Raw genomic sequence first — 20,578 nt, 5'->3', positions numbered from 1 at the left:
TTATTAACTATTAAATCTTAGAATAATGGCAGATTACATTAAACTAAAAGATGCGATTACTGAGGTCATAAAGACTAACGGTAATCAGGAGATAACCGGTCAGATCCTTCAAAATACATTGTTGTCTATCGTCAATGTGATTGGTGAGGATAGGACTTTTGCCGGTGTAGCAGAACTGGATACTAATCCGGGAAATCCGGATCAAAACGTTATTTGGGCGGCAACTCAAAAGGGTACATATACCGGATTCGGAAACTATGTACATGACGGTGTAGGTATTGCCTTTTTAGGTAATACAACTTCTGGATGGCAGGCTGTAAAGATGAATGTAGTGGGAGTCGATTCGGATGGAAACCCTGTAAATCCGGATAGTTATGTCACTAAAGAAGCATTTGAAAGGTTCAAAAAAGATTTGGTCGCAGAACTTACAGATACTTCTGACGCAAATAATATTCATGCCAGATTTGATAGTCATGGTAATGTTATATTTGATTATTACGCTACCAAGCAGTCTGTAGATGCTTTGATCAAAGAGATCGGTTCTGAATCTACTTCCGAATCAGAGGATGGTAGCGTATGGGGTAAATTGATTTCCTTAGTGCAAGATACCACTGTGCATTCTAAAGAGATTTCCGATTTGAATGATGAATCTGATAAGCTACAGGCGGATATGACGAAGGTAAAAAGCGATATATCTAAGTTAGATAAAGACATGGATAATGCTTATACTCAGAATGGATGTCTGTTTTGCCATCACGGTATGGTTAATATTAATTTCTATGATGATAATGTTAGTATTAATTTTCCGTCGCAGGTTACCATTTCGTATTCTGATACTTTGAACGTAGTACATAATCAGGGAGACCTGTCAATGCCTTATGATTTTGAAGAATGGTTTTTAGTACTTGATTTAGAAGACAACAAGTTAAAACTCGTTTCTTCTATAAATCAAATGACTAAAAAAGTATTAGTAGGATGGATCAATGTGCTGTTAAAATCCGCATTATTAAGATGTAGTGATTATTCGATCAACGGTAAACCAATGGATCCTACCAAATACCTTTCTGCATCCGAAATACTCAATGTGATAACATCTACTGCTACAGACCTACCTTTATCCGCGAATATGGGTAGGATACTTTCGACTCAGAATGCCATGATGCATGTATATACTGATAATGTATTTGCCTCCGTTAATTTCAGTAAGACAGATACATCAGTAACCATCTCTTTGCCACGAAACCTGTTGTTGTCATACGGAAATACAAGAATAGGAAACTCGGCTACCGAATCCGGACAAGAGATTATTGATCCAATGACAGACGATAAGCTCAAGTATTTAGTCTATGATTTAAGTGAGAAACAGTATAAATTAGTAAAATACTCATCTCAAATGTCTAATAGCATACTTGTAGGATGGGTCAACGGATTCTTGAAAGAAGCCATATTGAAGTGTAACCGGTACAGGGTAGATGGTGTCTCTCAATCTCCCGATGACTATATCCCAAACTCCGACATTGTTCACGACTTAACAACAACTGATGAGAATAAGGTTCTTGGTGCCGATCAGGCAGGGGCGCTGGCAACTCAGAACGGATGGTTGTTTCCTCGTGAAAAAGGGATTATTCATTTTGAATCAACTTCTTTTAATAACATAACATTAAAAATAGATGGTCGATACTCAGTAAGCTGGGGGAATAGTGTTTTTCGTAATGAAGATACGTCCTTAAAAAACATTTCCGCTTCTGGTTTTCAATCTAACAGATTCCTTGTATATGATATCGAATCTGATTCCTTCTCTTGGGAGGAGTACGGCTTTCAAATGAAAGGAGTGTTGCTTGGATGGTACGACATCACTTCCGGAAACGTTTTTCTCAGATGTAGTGAGTATTCTGTAAACGGTATGCCGGCATCAAATGATGACCTTGCGGAAATTGCTTATAACAATATCCCTACTACGGTGATTCAGTTGAAGAAAAATTCAGATGAGGGCTTCATCAGTATGGTTATGACATCCCCGTTAATTGATTCCGAGATAAATATCACTGGGGGGTATGTATCCTTAAGTACAAATATAGGGACGGAAACCTCTGTGAAAATAAAGAAAGGAGTATCAAATAGTGTGTATTTTAAATGTATTGATCCCTTTGCAGTAATTGAAGCTAAAGGAGTATATAATATAACAAATAATACTCAAAATAATAATTGTTATGTAATAGGTAATGTACGGGATTTCGGTGAAGGGGCAACCCATATATCGTTAGCTTCAGATAATAATGTTACCGGTGAAATAAAAGATTTTAATAGAAAAATGACATATATTCTTATCAATAGTGGCACCTTTTCAAATCCTAAATTATCTGGTAAACTCGAAGACTTACCGAGACTTTTAACGTATTTACGACTTACGAGTACTGGAATAAGTATTACCGGTAATGTTTCCGATCTTCCTCGTAAATTAACCTATATGTATCTTAATACAGGTTCCCCCATAGATATGTCCGGAGATGTGTCTGACTTACCTCTTAGTTTGGAACAAATTATGTTATATGGTTTAACGGACATATTTACGGGAGACGTGGCGGATCTTCCTCGTGGCTTAGTCTCTATAATTTTTTCCGGTACAAATTATAATATATCTGGGAATATTGCAGATTTACCACCTAACGTACAAAACTTACAAATATCTGGATTATCTACCGTACACGGGGACATTTCAGAATTTCCGAGAGAATTAAAAAGTATTACGCTTTTTGGAAATTGTAATTTAAAAGGTTCGTTGTCTGATTTGCCTACAAACACTAACGTGTTTAATTTACAATCCATAGATTCCGCTAACCCGATAACAGGGGATATTAGTGAGATACCTAACAAGGGAATCGTACATTTTAGTATAACTAAAAATTTCAACGTTACGTTTAATGGGGAATTCCCTATGTCGGATCAAGTATATTATTTCCAGTTGCAACCATCCGAAGTATTCCCTATAGACTCTGCAACGGTTGATAATATACTTATAAAATTAGCGGCTATTGCGGGGGAGAGAACGGGAACGAGAACGATAAATCTAACTGGTGCATGTGCCGCACCTACGGAAGCTTCTCAATCGGCGATCGAGTCATTACAGCAGAAAGGATTTACAGTAACAACTAATAAATAATAATTATGATAGTATCAACAAAACCCTATGTCCTCATCTATAAAGACGGGACAGTACAGAATATCATTAAAGAGAATAGCGGCAAGGTATATCCTTCCGCTACCTCAGAGTATGCAGAATTCGACACCGAGTCGGAAATGAATGACTATATCGAAAAGAATTCTCTGGAAGTTCAGGAATGGGTGTTACATCCGGAAATGGCGGTACCGGAGGAATCAGACTTGCCGGAAGAAGATATATTTCCAGAGGTGGAAGAGGTTATCGATGCTTAGATGAATAAAAAAGTTGCCCTACTTTCACAAGCAGGGCAGCTAAAAAATAAATAAAAACAGATTATGCGTTATCTGTCTTTTGTAAATATGGTAATGGTAATTAATTTTTGAAAAAACAAAAAAAATGTATGATACATAAGAGATATGGATCAGTTTAGTCAAGTTATAACAATGGTAGGTGGAATCGTGGCAACTATCTTGATTCCATTGATTGGAGCATTTCAGTTTTATGATTCAAAGAAACGGAAAGAAGCTGCTGTTGCAAAAAAAGCGGAAGCCGATAATATTACACAGTATGCAGCAGAATGGAAAAGGTGTTATGAAGAGGAACGTGCGGTTGAAGATGTGCTCAATAAGAAAATAGACCAACTTTACCAAGAAAAAGAAGAGGATCGTAAACGTATCCGTGAACTTTTGGATAAGAACACTCGATTGGAACTTAATAATCAAGCTTTGGAATTTCTCAAATGCAATAATGCTCTGAAATGTTTGGATCGTGATCCGCCAAATGAATTTATAAAAAAAGCAACAAGTAATCAAAAGGAGGAATAGGGATGAAGTATTTTACAATTGCAGAACTTTGTAAATCAGAAACAGCAGATCGGTTGGGTATTGATAACCGGTGCAAGAAAGAACATGTATACAATATGACCGCATTAGTGGATAATGTCCTTGATCCGCTCCGGGAGGCTTATGGAAAACCGATACAGGTAAATAGCGGATTCCGTTGTCTGGCTCTCAACAAGGCTGTGAAAGGTTCCGCCACCAGTGACCACATGACTGGAAGGGCAGCAGATATTACCGGTGGTAGCCCGAAAGAGAATAAACGGTTGTTTTATCTGATTCAGGAACTTGGCCTTCCTTTTGACCAATTGATTGATGAGAAGAATTTCTCGTGGGTACATGTATCTTACCGGAAAGAGGGGAACCGTAAGCAAATTTTAGCTTTATGAAATCATTGCCGTGGATATTAATAATTATATTATTAATAGCTTGTGTGGCTGCTTGGTTTCGGCCACATAAGCCTTTGCCGGCAGAGATACGCACCGAGACAAAAATAAAGACCGTTGTAAGAGTTGATACGCTACTTATCCATGCGCCTATGGCTCCGCTATTGGTCGTCCGTTTGACAGATACAATACATGTAGGCGATACTGTAGTTCAGCGTGAACAGGCTTATTATGAGGATAGCCTTTACCGGGCATGGATATCCGGTTACCGGCCAAGATTGGATAGCTTACAGGTATTTCCGAGAACTACATATCAGACAGTGACGAATGATATTTACCACACCATTACCCCGAAGAAAAAGCGTTGGGGATTGGGCTTACAAGCCGGATATGGTTATCCGGGTGGATGGTATGTGGGTGTCGGGGTAAGTTGCAACTTATTTATGTGGTAATTGTTATAATAGTGTAGAAGCTTACTTGTAGCGACAAGTGGCGAAGCCTTGGTTCTTAACGGATCGGGGCTTTTTATTTTTAAAGGCTATGATAAACTATTAATATTTGTTCGTTTTCACTATAATTTCTTTTGGTGACATGAAAATAATTTTGGAATTGTCTGGGTAATTTTGTCAATAGAATATGTATATCGTTGATGTACTGGTTGTTATTAATCTGTGTCCTACCTAAATTTGTCCGGGTACTTTTTGGGGTTATTTTGATATATATTTTTATATTTGTATTGTAGAGTTATTTTTATTACAAGAATAATCAAAGAATCTAATATATAATAACTCATATTGTTTATAGAGATAATTTCTTTTGATACGATATTTAATTTTTACTTTATGGAACAAAATCATAATTTAATTATGGATTGGCCTGAATTCAATCCCGAATCGACAATATCCAATTCAACTTATGTTGTTACTTCGATTCATGTAATAAATAGTAGTGTTCTGTTAGCTTCGAATATTACTTTGATTTTTATGGGTGGCATAATTACTGGTAATGGAGACTTGAAAGGTAATAATACATCTTTAATTGCTCCTATCTCGCAAATTTTTGGCTTGGAATTGAATGTCATTGGATCATGGATCATGGATAGAGCATATCCTCAATGGTTTGGAGCAGTAGCAGATTCTTTAGAGGATTGTTCTGATGCTATTAATAAGGCTATTACAATGAAAGGGACAGGGCAAGTGTTCATTCCACGTGGTAAGTATATAATAAAGAAAATACTTCATGTGAAGTATGGTATTCAGTTGGTAGGTGAATCCGGAATGGAAAATAAAACGGAAAAAGAAAAAGGAACTTTCTTAGTAGCAGAGATGGATAATTCTTCACGTTTAGTAGAAGATAGTTTATTTACCAATGGGTATGTTGTGGAAATAAATGTAAAAGACTGGTATGTAAATGAGAAAGGTGAAAAAGTTTGTAATTGGGAAGTATTGTATTCCAGTAATCAAACTCAGATTGAACGATTATTGTTCTCTAATAATATTAGTAAGCTAAAAGCTATATTTAGCGCTGCATCTTGTTGTGAAATAAAAGCTTGCACTTTTAGTAACTTTCAACAAAGTATTGTTTTTAGTAATAACCATTATATAGATCGTAAGAGAGTAACTGGTTGTGTAATAAACAATAGTATTGATATACATAGAGGAGAAAGTTTGTATACGATTGATTTTGGTTTTCTTGGTGATGGTTTAGTTTGTGATTTTAATGCTATTAATAATGGCAGCTACAATAAAGGTATACGGATAGCTTCATGCCTTGGAGGTAATATTACTTCAAATATAGTGAATGCTGACATTTGGATAAGTGGCAGTAAGGGAATAACTTTTAATTCTAACCATATGGAGGATGGTCAAGTTGTTATTCAAGATTCTAATGTAAGTCTGCATAATAATTATTTTAAAAAGTTAAATAGGCCTTGTGTTGTAATACAATCTGGGGGGGACGAAGATGTTTCTGTTGTCAATATGGCAGATAATTTGTTTCTATTTTATGATAAAGAAGATCGTGATGGTGTTCAATATACTGTAGCTGATATTTGTGAGTACGATATTCAGTTAAGGGGGGTAACGACCAAAACTCAAATGGTTCAGATGTTAAAACTTTCACAAAATTATCGTTATTGGGTTCGTTCTGGATCAATAGGTAAAATGTATTTGTGTGGCATTGCATTATGTGGTAATGATATGCTACCTATGAAAGAATTTAATAAATATAGTTATCTATTGTCTCAATCTTCATTAATTGCCCCTAATGGTTATATTGATAAGTTGGGATATATAGATAATGTACGAGATATTTTTATAACATTGTATGGTCTTAATCCTAATGTTATTTGGCAATATTTAGATGGAGAATATTATTATAAAGCTCATGCAATTTGGGATCATGGTCGACAAATATGTAATACTGTTAGGGATTTAGGGAATTGTACCTTGAGTTATGCTTCTAATGGGTTACTTTTCAATATCGTAAATGGGGATACTTGTGGACGCAGAACAAATTTTCGATTTTATAGAGGAAAGAAAGATGGGAATAATATTCAATATACACATTATGTTGATGTTCCTATATGTGGGACTAAGCATTTATATGAAAATGGTATTTCTATTTGTGGTTACAAATGGCAGAAATTGACGGAAGGAATATTATCGGGGAATACTAATATAAAGTCTATCAGTTATAAGGGCAATAATATTGAATGCAGGAGTACAACTTGTCCTTCAGTCGGTTCTTGGCAAGATGGTGATATTGTTTATAATATGGGTACCGGTACTAATTCCTTATGGATTTTTATTAATGGTCGTTGGATTGCTAAGTAATAATATTTAAGTACTCATTTTGGGATAAATACAAAGAATATGTTTGAAAACAAAGCGTATCCGGCCTCCCCGTATCAATTAAGTAAATGTATAAACATACTCGATTGTGAGTATTTTATTGAAAGCTCGATAGCTACTATATCGAAGCACTGGGAGAATCCAACGTTCCACCCCTATATTGAGCATCTATGGGAATTTAGGGAAAAGATAGAAGGGGAAAAGGCATAAAAAGCCCCGCAACGACTCAATTGCGGGGCGGTGTCAAATTAAACGCATTAGAGAATGCGAATTGAGCCTAATAACTTACTTACGTCTGAAAGAGCGTAATTTAATTTTTCTTTTTCTTCTTCGCTGAATTTACATGGCTTGCCGTTTACTATACAACCGTTAATCCGATTATTTAACCACTGGCGAGATTTACCGAAATATTTCTTTGCTATGTACGATAAAGAAATAACTTCCTTTACTTCTTCCAATTGCTGGCGTATGCTTATTTCTTTTTCTATTTCTTTTAATCCTTCGTCTATTTGTTTGTATCCATTTAAAATGAAGTCTGCTATAATATTAGCATCTTCTTTAGAAGAAAATTTGTTTTTTATTTCAATAAACTTTTTTTGATATAACATCTCATTTTCCGGAGTCGGATTATTGAGAAGTATTTGAAGCTCTTTTAATTCATCTTTTAACGTTTTCATAATTTTATGTTTTTAGAACCTCCCATTGCTGGGAGGCATTTTTTACTTTTGTTTTTCTAACTCTTTTAACGCTTTCTCAATGTTCCCGATGTTTTTTTCAACTCTTAGTTTCTCATCAAGGATTGCGTTCATTTTTTCTTCATCTGCATTGCTGTTGTTTTCGAAGATGAAATCAAGCATTTTTAGTTGTGCTTTGTTTTTCATTAGCAAGCTAATTAGATAATCTTTTTCATTACTCATTTTTATTTATACGTTTAATTTGACAATGCAAATATAATATACATTTGTATATTATGCAAGCGTTTTATGATTTATTTTATAGGATGCTGCTTATTTTTTCAGATTATCAAGTATTTTTCTAATAGCTTGATCAGCGTGTTTTCGCATTATCTTTACATAATTAAAAATAGGACGATTCATTTTCATGCTTTGACCGATACAATATTCTAATGTTTCAAGATTTATTCCAAGCTCGAAACCGTGTTGTACAAAGCTCTTTCGTGCTGAATAGTATACTACGTGTGATTCGATACCTATTTTTTCGGCAAGGCGCCCTATTTCTTTTGTGACATACTTTCTGAAATTATCATATGTGTATTTATACCCAAAGTTAAGTTTCCCACTTTTACTGATCCATTCTTTGATAATCGGTTTTGCTTCGTCCGGTATAGTAAGACTTACTTTTTTATCACCTTTTTTAGTGTTCTTAGATTTTTCTCGTATGTATTCAATTGTATCCTTGTTTTTAAAATTAAATTGCATGAGGTCTATGAGATTAATACCTCCAAGATAATAGGATAGCATAAAGAGATCACGAGCCATTCTTAGAGATTTTTCTTTTGGGGTTGAATCTCTAATCATTTTTACTTCTTCAACGGTGATATCAAGCTCTCGTACACTTCCTGCCGGCTTTTCGTAATATTCAAAAGGATGTGTTTCATAAGCCGCTTTTTTATCTCGTATTGCTTGATTGATTATTGCCTTTAAATGAGCCATATGTGTCCCTCTTGTGACAGGATTTAGATTTCTTTCCTTATTCATGTAGATGTCGAAATCTTTTATGGTACGTGGAGTAATACCATCTAACATAATATCATACTTTATAAACTCATTAAAATAATTACAGGTTCTACGATATAGTGCGGCTGTGCTTTTTCTGCCTTCATTTTCCATATTGATTATGAATTCGTTGGATGCAGTATTAAAACTTGTAGTACCTTGTTTAACGGTTGACAAGTATTCGATGAGTTGTTTACAAGTATATGATTGAGTATTTATTCGGTCGAGTGCTTCTTGATATGAATTAAGGATATTCCTTAATTTCATATTTATACTCGAAGCATTTGCTGTTCCTACAACTTGCCCGTCTTTGAAATAAGATAAATTGTCAATAGTGAATCGGGTAACAAGGTATCTTGTTTCTTGTTTGTGTCCAATTGCGATTCTGATTTTGTGTTTTCCGCTTTTCAGCATCTTAGCTGGAACAACGGCAATTTTGAGAGTTGTCATAATTGTTTTGGATAAGTTTTCGACAAGTTATTAATGCCAAAAGTGGCAGAATTTGTCTTTTTTTTATCCAAAACGAAATTTGGAAGAATTTAGAAAGTACGTTATAACATACTGTAGGAGCGATTTTTAATCTGTGGAGAGTATCGGACTCGAACCGATCACCTCGACACTGCCAGTGTCGCGCTCTAGCCAGATGAGCTAACCCCCCAAATGTATTATGCCAACGTTTGCAGGCTTTGTTCCATTTTCGTGGTGCAAATATAATGCATTATTCTGAAATAATTGCTATGTTTGCGGTAAATAATAACAAAAAAAGAAATATGCTTATCTATAATACGACATTTCAAGTAGATGACGAGATTCATGATAACTTCCTGATATGGATTAAAGAGTGTTATATTCCTGAAATAAAAAAACATGGAGCGTTAAAATCACCGCGTATATGCCGGGTGTTAAGCCATAGGGAAGATGGTACCTCTTATTCTTTACAGTGGGAGGTGGAGAGTAGCGGGGTATTACATCGGTGGCATTTGGAACAAGGTGCGAAGTTGAATGGAGAATTATCGAAAATATTTAAAGATAAGGTAGTCGGGTTTCCGACATTGATGGAGGTTATGGAGTGATACAGCCGGTAAAAGAGAAGATAATTCTGGGGATCGATCCGGGGACTACCATTATGGGATATGGGGTGCTGCGGGTGACGGGAACAAAGCCTGAAATGATTGCCATGGGAATTATCGATTTGCGTAAATTCGGTGATCATTATTTGAAATTGAGACATATTCATGAACGGGTATTGGGTATAATCGAAAGTTATCTACCGGATGAATTGGCAATTGAGGCACCTTTTTTTGGCAAGAACGTTCAGTCCATGCTGAAATTGGGACGTGCACAGGGGGTAGCAATGGCGGTGGCGTTGAGCAGGGATATTCCGATAACCGAATATGCTCCTTTGAAAATTAAGATGGCGATTACGGGAAATGGGCAAGCATCGAAAGAGCAAGTGGCCGATATGTTGCAACGTATGTTACACTTGGCGAAAGAGGAAATGCCTGTTTTCATGGATGCTACAGATGGATTGGCGGCAGCCTATTGTCATTTTCTTCAAATGGGGCGTCCTACGATGGAGAAAGGATATCATGGTTGGAAAGATTTTATAGCCAAGAATCCGGATAAAGTGAGGTGAATAATAAAGTGAATTTGAAATAAAAAGAAATGCTATGAAGTTAAACTATCTGGCTATAATAGGAGTGACGACAGCAACAGTGATGAGTTGTACACCAGCAAGAAAAGAATATGCATCTTATGAATTATATCCCGTCCGTTCGGGAAGCCTGACAGAGATGGAGTATACGCCTGCGACTACAAAGTTTTCGCTTTGGGCACCTACGGCAGACGAAGTCCGATTAATGTTGTTCGAAACCGGAGAGGGCGGACATGCCTATGAAACGATACCGATGGTGTTGGGAGAGGAAGGTACGTGGGCAACAACGGTTGATAAGGATTTGGTAGGAAAATTCTATACTTTTAATGTAAAAGTAAACGATAAATGGCTTGGTGATACTCCGGGCATCAATGCAAAAGCAGTAGGTGTGAATGGCAAACGGGCAGCCGTTATTGACCTGAAGACTACTGATCCGGAAGGTTGGGAGACAGATGTACGTCCGGAGCTTAAATCTCCTGCTGACATTATTCTTTATGAAATGCATCATCGCGACTTTTCGATAGATTCTGCTTCGGGCATTAAAAACAAAGGAAAATTCTTGGCATTAACGGAGCACGGAACTTTAAATCCGGATAGATTATCGACAGGTATCGATCATTTGGTCGAACTGGGAGTGACACATGTACATTTGCTGCCCTCTTATGACTATGCTTCTGTGGATGAAACTAAGTTGAATGAAAATAAATACAACTGGGGATATGATCCTCAGAATTACAATGTGCCGGACGGATCTTACTCTACCGATCCCTATAATCCTGTGGCGCGTATCAAAGAGTTTAAACAGATGGTGCAAGCGTTACATAAGGCGGGTATACGGGTGGTGCTTGATGTAGTGTATAATCATACATTCAATACCACTGATAGTAATTTTGAGCGTACGGCGCCGGGATATTTCTATCGCCATAAGGAAGACGGAACATTGGCAAACGGCTCTGCTTGTGGTAATGAAACGGCGAGCGATCGTGCGATGATGCGTAAGTATATGATTGAGTCGGTGCTTTATTGGATGAATGAATATCATATTGACGGATTTCGTTTCGACTTGATGGGTATTCATGATATCGAGACAATGAATGAAATCCGTAAGGCGGTGGATAAGGTGGATCCTACTATTTATATCTACGGAGAAGGATGGGCTGCGGAAGCTCCGCAATATCCGGCTGATTCGTTGGCTATGAAAGCCAATACTCATGAGATGCCGGGGATTGCCGCATTTTCTGATGAACTGCGTGATGGTTTAAGAGGGCCTTTCAGCGACAATCATAAAGGAGCGTTTCTGGCAGGATTGCCCGGTAGTGAGGAGAGCCTTAAGTTTGGTATTGTGGGAGCGATTCAGCATCCGCAGGTTAATTACGATTCGGTGAATTATAGTAAAGCTCCTTGGGCATTGCAGCCTACACAGATGATAAGTTATGTGTCTTGTCACGATGATATGTGTCTGGTGGATCGTTTGAAGACAAGTATCCCTACACTTACACCGGAGCAATTGGTGAGATTGGATAAATTGGCTCAAACAGTGGTTTTTACTTCTCAGGGAGTGCCGTTTATTCAGGCAGGTGAAGAGGTGATGCGTGATAAAAAAGGAGTGCACAACAGTTACGAAAGCCCGGATTCTATCAATGCCATCGATTGGAAACGCAAAACCACGAACAATGATGTATTTATTTACTATAAGCGATTAATAGATTTGCGTAAATCGCATCCGGCTTTCCGTATGGGGGACGCGGAGAAAGTGCGTGAACACTTGGAATTCCTACCTGTGGAAGGTAACAACCTAATAGCATTCCGCTTGAAAGATAATGCGAACGGGGACACATGGAAAGATATAATCGTTGTATATAACTCGCGTGATGCTTTAGCTAAACTGGCAGTTCCAGAAGGTAAATACACGGTTGTTTGCAAAGATGGTGTGATCGACAGCCGTGGCTTGGGAACGGTTTATGGGCCGGAAGTTTCTATTCCTGCACAATCGGCATTGATAATGTATAAAAAATAAAATGAGACAAAATATCGTAAGTATAGCGGGGGGCGTAGCACGCAACCCGCTTGTGCGTTTGGCACAGCCTGTAACGGCAACTTTGGAGGCAGGTGAGCATATTGCTATCGTAGGGCCAAACGGTGGTGGAAAGAGTTTGTTTGTGGATACGCTTCTTGGAAAATACCCACTGAAAGAGGGGACGTTGACGTATGACTTTTCACCGTCTTCTACCAATACCGTATATGATAATGTGAAATATATCGCTTTTCGTGATACTTATGGGGCGGCAGATGCGAACTATTATTATCAGCAACGTTGGAATGCACATGATCAGGATGATGCGCCCGAAGTCCGTGAAATGTTGGGTGAGATAAAAGACCCGGCATTAAAAGAGGAACTCTTTGAATTGTTTCGAATAGAACCGATGCTGGATAAAAAGATCATTTTGCTTTCCAGCGGAGAGTTGCGGAAATTTCAATTGACGAAAACATTGCTTACTTCTCCGCGTGTGCTTATAATGGATAATCCTTTTATCGGTTTGGATGCTCCTACGCGTGAATTACTTTTCACATTACTCGAACGTCTTACGAAAATGTCTTCTGTACAAATCGTTTTGATACTTTCGATGATGGACGATGTACCCTCGTTTATAACTCATGTCATTCCAGTCGATCATCTGACGGTTTATGATAAAATACCTCGTGAAGAGTATTTGATAAAATATCGTGAAAATGTTGTAGAAGAATCATTTGCAGAACTGCAGCAGCGTATTGCCGATTTGCCGTATAGTGATACGAATTATAGTTCGGAGGAGGTCGTAAAACTCAATAAAGTCAGTATCCGTTATGGCGATCGTACTATTCTTAAAGAACTTGATTGGACAGTCCGTCGGGGCGAAAAATGGGCATTGAGCGGAGAGAATGGTGCCGGAAAATCCACCCTGCTTAGCTTGGTTTGTGCCGATAATCCTCAATCTTATGCTTGTGATATCAGTTTGTTCGGGCGTAAACGAGGAACGGGTGAAAGTATTTGGGAAATAAAGAAACATATCGGCTATGTCAGTCCGGAAATGCATCGCGCTTATTTGAAGAATCTGCCTGCTATCGAGATTGTTGCCAGTGGTCTGCACGACAGCATTGGACTGTACAAACGTCCGCATCAGGAACAGATGGCGGTATGTGAATGGTGGATGGACGTTTTTGGAATTGCTTCTTTGAAGGATAAACCGTTTCTTCAGTTATCCAGTGGGGAGCAGCGTTTGGCTCTGTTGGCCCGTGCATTTGTGAAAGATCCGGAACTGCTGATTCTTGATGAACCTCTTCATGGATTGGATACATTCAATCGCCGGAGAGTAAAGAAAGTGATTGAAGCCTTTTGCCGGCGGCAAGATAAAACGATGATTATGGTGACACACTACGAGTCGGAATTGCCGGATGTCATTTCAGACCGTCTTTTTTTGCGGAGGAATAGATAAGGAGCAGGCAGTGGATCGGGAATTCAAAAAATCGCAGTATGCTTTGTGGCAGGTTTTTAGGTCCTCTTCTCCATATACGAAATGAGTGGATTCCGGCAACCGGATCAATTGAAGATATTTTGTGGATATCGTACGTTGGAATACTCTTACGCTGGAACTGCTGACCAGTTCGTCTTTATCTGCATGAATCACTAAAGTAGGTACGGCTACGCAGTGTAGCAGCTTTCTTGTCTGCTTCATCAATCGGAATAAATCTATTATTCTCGGTGCCCATGTGAGATAGGTGAAAAGCGAACAGGGAGCTACACTACTTGCGTGAAGCAATGCCTGAGCCGGATCATTTTCCGATATCTTTTTAGAAAATCCTATTTTAAGGTTGTTTTTAATGGCCAGCCACTTTACACTGACATGCAGTGGCGAATCTATGGCTACAATTCCTGTTATTTGCCCGGGATTTTCTGCATAGGCGATAAAAGAAAGTAATGTTCCCATAGAGTGGCCGACGAGGATAATCTTGTCATATTGTTGTTTATATAAATTTATTTGGGTACGTGTATAATCGATCCACTGGTCTCCGCTACTACGGGCAAAATCTTTACCGGTCCCGCCGTGTCCCGGTAATAACAAGGAAACAGCCGAATAGCCGTGCTGTATTGTCAGTTTCATTAGATCCTTGAACTGTGCCGGTCCTTCCACAATACCATGTATAAAGATAACAATCGTGTCGGTGTTCTTGACCGGACAAAATTCCGGCTTTTGGGATTCTGAGTATGGATTCATTCTATTTTACTAACTTAAAGGATGAGTAAACCAGAAATAAGACCCTTTACCGGGTTCTGATTCAAGACCGATCTGTCCGTTCAATTGTGTGACGATATTCTCACAGATGGAAAGTCCCAGTCCTGTGCCCGGGATGAAGCTATTGAGTTTGACAAAACGTTTAAAGACATCTTTTTGCATTTCCGGCTCTATCCCGGTTCCTGTGTCTTTTACATAAAATTTCACTTCTTTTTCCCTTACTTCATATCCGATGGTGATATTTCCTTGAAAAGTGAATTTTATGGCATTGGTTATGAAATTTATCAATACTTGGTTCAGTCTGTTTTTATCACTGACGAGATATAATTCCGGAAGGTCGGGTGCAAGAAGTATCTCCACACCCGTTTTTGCTTTTCCTTGAAATGAATTTACCAGATCGGTGCAAAGTTGTCGTGCTTCCATCTCTTTCGGGTTTATGTCGAAAGTTCCGGCTTCTATTTTAGACAGATCCAGAATATCCGAAATCAATTGTAGCAATAATCGGTTGTTTTCTTCTACAATATCGGCATATTGCTTTCTTTCTTCCGGATCGTTTGTCTCCTGCATCATACTTGAAAAACCGACAATGGCATTAAGAGGAGTCCGTATTTCATGACTCATATTAGCAAGAAAAGCTGATTTTAACCGATCGGATTCTTCTGCCTTTTCTTTGGCGTCGATCAGTTTCAATTCGGTCTCTTTTAGTTCGGTAATGTCGAAATTAATACAAAGCATTTCTATGATATTGTCTTGCGGACGATAACTTCTGACAAGAACATTGATCCGTGTCCAGGTATAATGCCCGTCTTCCCTGCGGATACGGACGTCCCGGCATAGTTTGGAAGCAGTACCTTTTACCACTTTGTCGAGAAAATCAATCATTACCGCACGGTCTTCCGGATGAAAATGAGAATGAATACCGATGATATCTGTAAGGGGAGTACCTTCTTTTTCTCCTACATTGCGGAACCAGCTTTTTAATGCATAGCCATCCCGGCTGAGACCGTCAAAATGGGCATAACCTACTTTGGCGTAGTCACCAACCAAGTCGAAGAAACTTTTAAATTCCTGTATTTTATTGTATGCAACTGTACTTTCTGTTTTGTCTACATTGATCAATAAATAATTAATCGGTTGTTCATTATTGTCGTATAGAGTGGTTACTTTTATCATTAAATCCATTATGCCTTGAAGCTGTTGCGACTTATAATATCCGTTTAGTTTGGAGAAGTCGTATCGAAGGGCTATGTCAGCATCTTCATGGTTTCTCAACTTTTCTTTTAGTTCATCAGAGAATACCGGGTTATCGAAGATATTGACTCCTAATATCTGATCTTTATTGGTAATATGAAACATATCCATATCTTTCTTGTTAAGGTCGATCAGATATCCGTCCTTATTATATAGTTCGATTCCTACCGGAAGATTCTTATAGATGTTGTGTAAAATACGTTCACTATGTTGAAGTGCCTGATAGGCTGTGGTCGTATTAGGACCATCCTGTGCTTCGGCGATACCGTATACTTTTATATTTCCTTCATTGTCTGTTTCCTGAAAACATATCTTGCTACGTATCCACACTCCGCCTTTGGGGGTGTCGAGTAAATATACTTCTTCAGTTGTTTGTTGTAATTCATTAAAAGAAGAGACAGTGGTATGATGTTGATCTTCTTTCAATATGCGTGCATTGAAATCTTTGAAGCTGATGGTTCCGTCCTCATCGAGCCCCAGTAAATCAGAGATGAATTCGGAACAGATATAGCGCTCGGTTTTTATATCTGCTTCCCACCATCCCATATTCGCTTTGTTCATTAACTTGAAAATAAACTTATCGTCTGATTGTCTGTTAGTATTCAAAGTCGTATTTTTTTGATTAAAGATTGTTTATGGTGTAAAAATAATGATTTAGATTGAAAAAAGAGCAATAAATCAGTATTTTTAGGTATTGATAACTCCCATCTTTCGTATGAACTTTGTTCTCGTCAAAAATGTTCTATATTAAAACGGAAAGGAGATTATAAGAAATGAAAAAGATTGTTTTGCTCCGCCACGGCGAGAGTGCATGGAATAAAGAAAATCGTTTTACGGGATGGACAGATGTTGATTTGACTGAAAAAGGGATTGCTGAAGCTAATAAGGCGGGTGAATTGTTGAAAGAAAATGGCTTTAATTTTGATAAAGCGTACACTTCTTATTTGAAACGAGCGGTGAAGACTTTGAATTGTGCTTTGGATAAATTGGATCAGGATTGGATTCCGGTTGAGAAAACTTGGCGTTTGAATGAAAAACATTATGGTGCGTTGCAGGGATTGAACAAAACTGAAACTGCTGCCCAATATGGAGATGAACGGGTGTTAGTGTGGCGTCGTAGTTATGATGTAGCGCCTCATGCATTGTCAGAAGATGATTCGCGCAATCCACGCTTTGAAGTTCGTTATAAAGAGGTGCCTGATGCAGAATTACCTCGTACAGAATCCCTGAAGGAGACAATCGACCGGATTATGCCTTATTGGAAATGTATTATTTTTCCGAATTTAAAGACTGCAGACCAATTACTTGTCGTAGCCCATGGAAATAGTTTACGGGGAATTATTAAACATTTAAAACATATTTCTGACGAGGATATCGTCAACCTTAATTTGCCTACGGCCGTTCCTTATGTCTTTGAATTCGATGACGATCTCAATCTGGTGAACGATTACTTTTTGGGAGACCCGGAAGAAATAAAGAAACTGATGGAAGCTGTGGCTAATCAGGGGAAGAGAGAAGTTGGGAGTTAGAAGTTAGGAGTTAGAAGCTATGCAGCATGTTGGCGTTATTGATCAACAAACTTTTGACTACTTATTGTCAGCTCTTAACTTCCAGCTTCCAGCTTCCAACTCCTAACTTCCAACTCCTAACTTCCAACTCCTAACTTCCAACTATTATTAATTATTAAAAACAATAACATTATGAGTAAAATAACAGATTTATTAGGTGATAAGGCAGCTTATTATCTTGACCATACTTGCAAAACCATTGATAAGTCACTTATTCACGTGCCTTCTTCGGATACGATAGACCGTATTTGGATTGATTCCGACCGTAACATACAGACTTTACGTAGTTTGCAGACGATTCTGGGACACGGTCGTTTGGCAAATACCGGTTATGTTTCCATTCTTCCTGTCGATCAGGATATCGAGCATACTGCCGGTGCTTCTTTTGCTCCGAATCCAATTTATTTCGATCCGGAAAACATTGTAAAATTGGCTATTGAAGGAGGGTGTAATGCTGTTGCATCTACTTTTGGTATTCTCGGTTCTGTGGCACGTAAATATGCTCACAAGATTCCTTTTGTGGTGAAACTGAATCACAATGAATTATTAAGCTATCCCAATTCGTATGATCAGGTGATGTTTGGTACGGTGAAAGAAGCATGGGAGATGGGAGCGGTTGCCGTAGGTGCTACCATTTATTTCGGTTCCGAGCAGAGCCGTAGGCAGTTGGTAGAGATAGCCGAGGCTTTTGATTATGCTCATGAGCTCGGTATGGCGACTATTTTATGGTGTTATCTACGTAATAACGATTTCAAGAAAGACGGTGTGGATTATCATGCAGCTGCCGACCTTACCGGGCAGGCCGACCGACTTGGGGTAACTATCAAGGCGGATATCGTAAAGCAGAAACTTCCTACGAATAATGGTGGCTTCAAGACTATCGGTTTCGGTAAAACAGATGAGCGTATGTACACACAACTGACTTCGGAACATCCGATCGACCTTTGCCGTTATCAAGTGGCTAATGGCTATATGGGCCGTGTCGGATTGATAAATTCCGGCGGTGAGTCTCACGGTGCTTCCGATTTAAGAGATGCTGTGGTTACGGCCGTTGTCAATAAGCGTGCCGGTGGCATGGGATTGATTAGTGGGCGTAAAGCTTTCCAGAAGCCAATGAATAAAGGTGTGGAATTGCTGAATGCCATTCAGGATGTTTATTTGGATCCGGCTGTTACGATCGCCTGATTCCATTTGACACGTGTGATACAAAGGTCACAGAGCGTATTGTTTAATAGGGCTCTGTGACCTTTCTGTTTTTTTGCAATGGATATGATAAAATGGATAGTAATGAAAATAGATTCTTTTACATTCTTTGTACTAATATAAAATCATATTCTTATTTGAAAACTTTATCTTTGTGCCGTAATCTTATATAAAATGTTATGAAAAAGAGAATCTTGTATAGTGGTGCTTTGTTTATCGGTCTTGTCAGTGTTCAATCCGGTTTTGCCCAAAAGAAGAAATCAAAAACTCCTCAACGGCCTAATATTGTTTTTATTCTGGCCGATGACTTGGGCTACGGTGATTTGAGCTGTTACGGGCAAGAGAAGTTCGATACTCCCAACATCGATCAGTTGGCACAAAACGGAATGCGTTTTACGCAATGCTATTCGGGGACTACGGTTAGTGCCCCTTCACGTTCTTGCCTTCTGACCGGTACCCATAGTGGGCACACAGCTATTCGTGGAAATAAGGAGCTTGATCCCGAAGGACAATTTCCTCTGCCGGCCGATGCACGTACCATTTTCCACCTGTTTAAAGATGCCGGATATAAAACTGCTGCTTTTGGTAAATGGGGATTAGGTTTTATCGGCTCTACGGGTGATCCTAATAAGCAGGGAATCGATTATTTCTATGGTTATAATTGTCAATTGTTAGCGCATAGTTATTATCCCGATCATTTATGGGAAAATGATCAACGTATCGAGCTGAAAGATAATGTATTGGAGGTGGAGTATGGCAAGGGAACCTATTCTCAGGATTTGATTCATTCTAAAGCACTTTCTTTCTTGGATGCCAGGAAGCAGGAAGAACCGTTTTTCTTATTTTATCCGACCATTATTCCGCATGCTGAACTGATTGTTCCCGAAGATAGCATTATTAAAAAATTTCGCGGTAAATTTCCGGAGGTTCCATACAAAGGGTTTGAACCTGGAAGTCCTGCTTTCCGTAAAGGAGGATATTGCACTCAGTTGAATCCACGTGCTACATTCGCTGCGATGATTTATCGACTCGATGTATATGTAGGACAATTGGTCCAGAAATTGAAAGAAAAAGGAATGTACGAGAATACTCTTATTATTTTTGCAAGTGACAATGGCCCTCATCAGGAAGGAGGAGCCGATCCCGATTTTTTCAACAGCAACGGTATCTGGCGTGGCTATAAGCGCGATCTGTATGAGGGAGGAATCCGGGTTCCCATGATTGTGTCCTGGCCGGGACATGTACAATCCGGTACGGAAACCGATTTTATGTGTTCTTTCTGGGATCTGATGCCTACTTTTGAAGAAATGTTACGTCCTAAAGCCGACCTTCGAGAGATGGATGGTGTAAGTATGCTTCCTTTGCTTGAGAACCGGAAAGGTCAAAAAGAACATGAATACCTGTATTTCGAATTTCAGGAATTAAATGGTCGCCAAGCTGTTCGCAAGGGTTCATGGAAACTTGTTCATATGAATATACGCGGTGATAAACCTTATTATGAACTTTACAATCTGGCTGCTGATCCTTCGGAAAAGCACAATGTTTTAAGTCAGTATCCCGAAAAGGTGGAAGAGTTAAAAAATATCATGAAAGAAGCACATGTAGACGATCCGAACTGGCCTCTCTTTTAAGATTCTTTTTTTGGTAATAGAAAAAGAAAA

19 protein-coding genes and 1 tRNA gene are annotated in these 20,578 nt (G+C 38.5%); 14 read left to right on the top strand and 6 right to left on the bottom strand.

The genetic code is table 11. The features are described from left to right. Positions 1 to 25: 25 nt before the first annotated feature. The 7 genes from RB604_RS19380 to RB604_RS19350 all read left to right on the top strand — a co-directional run bounded on the left by RB604_RS19380 (position 26) and on the right by RB604_RS19350 (position 7,444). Positions 26 to 3,160, top strand: a complete 3,135-nt coding sequence (locus RB604_RS19380) for a hypothetical protein (protein WP_309006934.1) — start codon at positions 26 to 28, stop codon at positions 3,158 to 3,160. Between the two features lie 5 nt (positions 3,161 to 3,165). Then, positions 3,166 to 3,432, top strand: a complete 267-nt coding sequence (locus tag RB604_RS19375) for a hypothetical protein (protein WP_055294214.1) — start codon at positions 3,166 to 3,168, stop codon at positions 3,430 to 3,432. A 144-nt stretch (positions 3,433 to 3,576) separates the two neighbouring features. Further along, positions 3,577 to 3,984 carry a hypothetical protein gene (locus tag RB604_RS19370; protein WP_005930053.1) on the top strand — a complete coding sequence of 136 codons (408 nt, stop codon included), beginning with the start codon at positions 3,577 to 3,579 and terminating at the stop codon, positions 3,982 to 3,984. Positions 3,985 to 3,986: 2 nt separating this feature from the next. Then, positions 3,987 to 4,385, top strand: coding sequence for a D-Ala-D-Ala carboxypeptidase family metallohydrolase (locus RB604_RS19365; RefSeq protein WP_005930055.1), 399 nt, complete (start codon positions 3,987 to 3,989; stop codon positions 4,383 to 4,385). Continuing rightward, the gene (locus tag RB604_RS19360; protein WP_055294212.1) at positions 4,382 to 4,834 is read left to right on the top strand and encodes a DUF6808 domain-containing protein; all 453 of its coding nucleotides are present in this window, start codon (positions 4,382 to 4,384) and stop codon (positions 4,832 to 4,834) included. Before RB604_RS19365 ends, RB604_RS19360 begins: the two co-directional genes overlap by 4 nt. Before the next feature lie 390 nt (positions 4,835 to 5,224). Continuing rightward, a complete protein-coding gene (locus tag RB604_RS19355; RefSeq protein WP_147398884.1) occupies positions 5,225 to 7,216 on the top strand; it encodes a glycosyl hydrolase family 28-related protein in 1,992 nt (663 codons plus the stop codon). Between the two features lie 39 nt (positions 7,217 to 7,255). Continuing rightward, positions 7,256 to 7,444 (top strand): DUF6965 family protein, encoded by a 189-nt coding sequence (locus tag RB604_RS19350; RefSeq protein WP_055294208.1) that lies wholly within the window; start codon positions 7,256 to 7,258, stop codon positions 7,442 to 7,444. Between the two features lie 47 nt (positions 7,445 to 7,491). Here the strand turns inward: RB604_RS19350 and RB604_RS19345 are convergent, their stop codons facing one another. From RB604_RS19345 to RB604_RS19330, 4 genes are all read right to left on the bottom strand, one after another. Then, a complete protein-coding gene (locus RB604_RS19345) occupies positions 7,492 to 7,911 on the bottom strand; it encodes a DUF5053 domain-containing protein (protein WP_005930061.1) in 420 nt (139 codons plus the stop codon). Between the two features lie 42 nt (positions 7,912 to 7,953). Beyond that, entirely contained in the window at positions 7,954 to 8,151 is a 198-nt protein-coding gene (locus RB604_RS19340) for a hypothetical protein (protein WP_005930063.1), read from the bottom strand. A 90-nt stretch (positions 8,152 to 8,241) separates the two neighbouring features. Further along, complete coding sequence (locus RB604_RS19335) at positions 8,242 to 9,420, bottom strand: tyrosine-type recombinase/integrase (RefSeq protein WP_005930065.1); 1,179 nt, start codon at positions 9,418 to 9,420, stop codon at positions 8,242 to 8,244. 134 nt (positions 9,421 to 9,554) lie between these two features. Then, positions 9,555 to 9,628, bottom strand: a tRNA-Ala gene (locus tag RB604_RS19330). Positions 9,629 to 9,740: 112 nt separating this feature from the next. Here RB604_RS19330 and RB604_RS19325 point away from each other — a divergent pair. From RB604_RS19325 to RB604_RS19310, 4 genes are read left to right on the top strand one after another with little or no spacing between them, the layout of a single operon-like run. Further along, positions 9,741 to 10,043 carry a DUF4286 family protein gene (locus tag RB604_RS19325; RefSeq protein WP_044094074.1) on the top strand — a complete coding sequence of 101 codons (303 nt, stop codon included), beginning with the start codon at positions 9,741 to 9,743 and terminating at the stop codon, positions 10,041 to 10,043. Further along, positions 10,040 to 10,606 carry a crossover junction endodeoxyribonuclease RuvC gene (ruvC, locus tag RB604_RS19320; protein WP_007481586.1) on the top strand — a complete coding sequence of 189 codons (567 nt, stop codon included), beginning with the start codon at positions 10,040 to 10,042 and terminating at the stop codon, positions 10,604 to 10,606. The genes RB604_RS19325 and ruvC overlap by 4 nt, the downstream gene beginning before the upstream one ends. Before the next feature lie 34 nt (positions 10,607 to 10,640). After that, the gene (gene pulA / locus RB604_RS19315) at positions 10,641 to 12,641 is read left to right on the top strand and encodes a type I pullulanase (RefSeq protein ID WP_007481588.1); all 2,001 of its coding nucleotides are present in this window, start codon (positions 10,641 to 10,643) and stop codon (positions 12,639 to 12,641) included. Between the two features lies 1 nt (position 12,642). Then, positions 12,643 to 14,097: an ATP-binding cassette domain-containing protein gene (locus tag RB604_RS19310; protein WP_005930076.1), complete on the top strand. Its 1,455-nt coding sequence runs from the start codon at positions 12,643 to 12,645 to the stop codon at positions 14,095 to 14,097. Here RB604_RS19310 and RB604_RS19305 read toward each other — a convergent pair. Both RB604_RS19305 and RB604_RS19300 read right to left on the bottom strand, forming a co-directional pair. Continuing rightward, positions 14,065 to 14,877, bottom strand: coding sequence for an alpha/beta hydrolase (locus tag RB604_RS19305; RefSeq protein ID WP_007481590.1), 813 nt, complete (start codon positions 14,875 to 14,877; stop codon positions 14,065 to 14,067). The genes RB604_RS19310 and RB604_RS19305 overlap by 33 nt on opposite strands. Before the next feature lie 9 nt (positions 14,878 to 14,886). Beyond that, positions 14,887 to 16,707: a PAS domain-containing sensor histidine kinase gene (locus tag RB604_RS19300; RefSeq protein WP_172680674.1), complete on the bottom strand. Its 1,821-nt coding sequence runs from the start codon at positions 16,705 to 16,707 to the stop codon at positions 14,887 to 14,889. Positions 16,708 to 16,919: 212 nt separating this feature from the next. Between RB604_RS19300 and gpmA the strand changes: the two genes are divergently transcribed. The 3 genes from gpmA (at position 16,920) to RB604_RS19285 (ending at position 20,548) form a co-directional block, all read left to right on the top strand. Further along, positions 16,920 to 17,675, top strand: a complete 756-nt coding sequence (gpmA, locus tag RB604_RS19295) for a 2,3-diphosphoglycerate-dependent phosphoglycerate mutase (protein ID WP_005930085.1) — start codon at positions 16,920 to 16,922, stop codon at positions 17,673 to 17,675. Positions 17,676 to 17,846: 171 nt separating this feature from the next. Beyond that, positions 17,847 to 18,899 carry a class I fructose-bisphosphate aldolase gene (locus tag RB604_RS19290; RefSeq protein ID WP_007481594.1) on the top strand — a complete coding sequence of 351 codons (1,053 nt, stop codon included), beginning with the start codon at positions 17,847 to 17,849 and terminating at the stop codon, positions 18,897 to 18,899. A gap of 197 nt (positions 18,900 to 19,096) precedes the next feature. Then, a complete protein-coding gene (locus tag RB604_RS19285; RefSeq protein WP_005930091.1) occupies positions 19,097 to 20,548 on the top strand; it encodes an arylsulfatase in 1,452 nt (483 codons plus the stop codon). The last annotated feature ends 30 nt before the right edge of the window (positions 20,549 to 20,578 follow it).

Origin of the sequence: Bacteroides salyersiae (assembly GCF_031172035.1) — a bacterium.
Taxonomy (GTDB): Bacteria; Bacteroidota; Bacteroidia; order Bacteroidales; family Bacteroidaceae; genus Bacteroides; species Bacteroides salyersiae.
The sequence above is the reverse complement of the archived record's forward strand: the minus strand, read 5'-3'. Positions and strand labels throughout refer to the sequence as shown.

Excerpts from the sequence above, each read along its gene's own strand:
- RB604_RS19325 (WP_044094074.1), top strand. The coding sequence starts at position 9,741 with ATGCTTATCTATAATACGACATTTCAAGTAGATGACGAGATTCATGAT.
- RB604_RS19375 (WP_055294214.1), top strand. The coding sequence starts at position 3,166 with ATGATAGTATCAACAAAACCCTATGTCCTCATCTATAAAGACGGGACA.
- pulA (WP_007481588.1), top strand. The coding sequence starts at position 10,641 with ATGAAGTTAAACTATCTGGCTATAATAGGAGTGACGACAGCAACAGTG.
- RB604_RS19300 (WP_172680674.1), bottom strand. The coding sequence starts at position 16,707 with ATGAACAAAGCGAATATGGGATGGTGGGAAGCAGATATAAAAACCGAG.
- RB604_RS19365 (WP_005930055.1), top strand. The coding sequence starts at position 3,987 with ATGAAGTATTTTACAATTGCAGAACTTTGTAAATCAGAAACAGCAGAT.
- RB604_RS19285 (WP_005930091.1), top strand. The coding sequence starts at position 19,097 with ATGAAAAAGAGAATCTTGTATAGTGGTGCTTTGTTTATCGGTCTTGTC.
- RB604_RS19360 (WP_055294212.1), top strand. The coding sequence starts at position 4,382 with ATGAAATCATTGCCGTGGATATTAATAATTATATTATTAATAGCTTGT.
- RB604_RS19355 (WP_147398884.1), top strand. The coding sequence starts at position 5,225 with ATGGAACAAAATCATAATTTAATTATGGATTGGCCTGAATTCAATCCC.
- RB604_RS19370 (WP_005930053.1), top strand. The coding sequence starts at position 3,577 with ATGGATCAGTTTAGTCAAGTTATAACAATGGTAGGTGGAATCGTGGCA.
- RB604_RS19350 (WP_055294208.1), top strand. The coding sequence starts at position 7,256 with ATGTTTGAAAACAAAGCGTATCCGGCCTCCCCGTATCAATTAAGTAAA.
- RB604_RS19345 (WP_005930061.1), bottom strand. The coding sequence starts at position 7,911 with ATGAAAACGTTAAAAGATGAATTAAAAGAGCTTCAAATACTTCTCAAT.
- RB604_RS19335 (WP_005930065.1), bottom strand. The coding sequence starts at position 9,420 with ATGACAACTCTCAAAATTGCCGTTGTTCCAGCTAAGATGCTGAAAAGC.
- RB604_RS19310 (WP_005930076.1), top strand. The coding sequence starts at position 12,643 with ATGAGACAAAATATCGTAAGTATAGCGGGGGGCGTAGCACGCAACCCG.
- RB604_RS19380 (WP_309006934.1), top strand. The coding sequence starts at position 26 with ATGGCAGATTACATTAAACTAAAAGATGCGATTACTGAGGTCATAAAG.
- gpmA (WP_005930085.1), top strand. The coding sequence starts at position 16,920 with ATGAAAAAGATTGTTTTGCTCCGCCACGGCGAGAGTGCATGGAATAAA.
- RB604_RS19340 (WP_005930063.1), bottom strand. The coding sequence starts at position 8,151 with ATGAGTAATGAAAAAGATTATCTAATTAGCTTGCTAATGAAAAACAAA.
- RB604_RS19290 (WP_007481594.1), top strand. The coding sequence starts at position 17,847 with ATGAGTAAAATAACAGATTTATTAGGTGATAAGGCAGCTTATTATCTT.
- RB604_RS19305 (WP_007481590.1), bottom strand. The coding sequence starts at position 14,877 with ATGAATCCATACTCAGAATCCCAAAAGCCGGAATTTTGTCCGGTCAAG.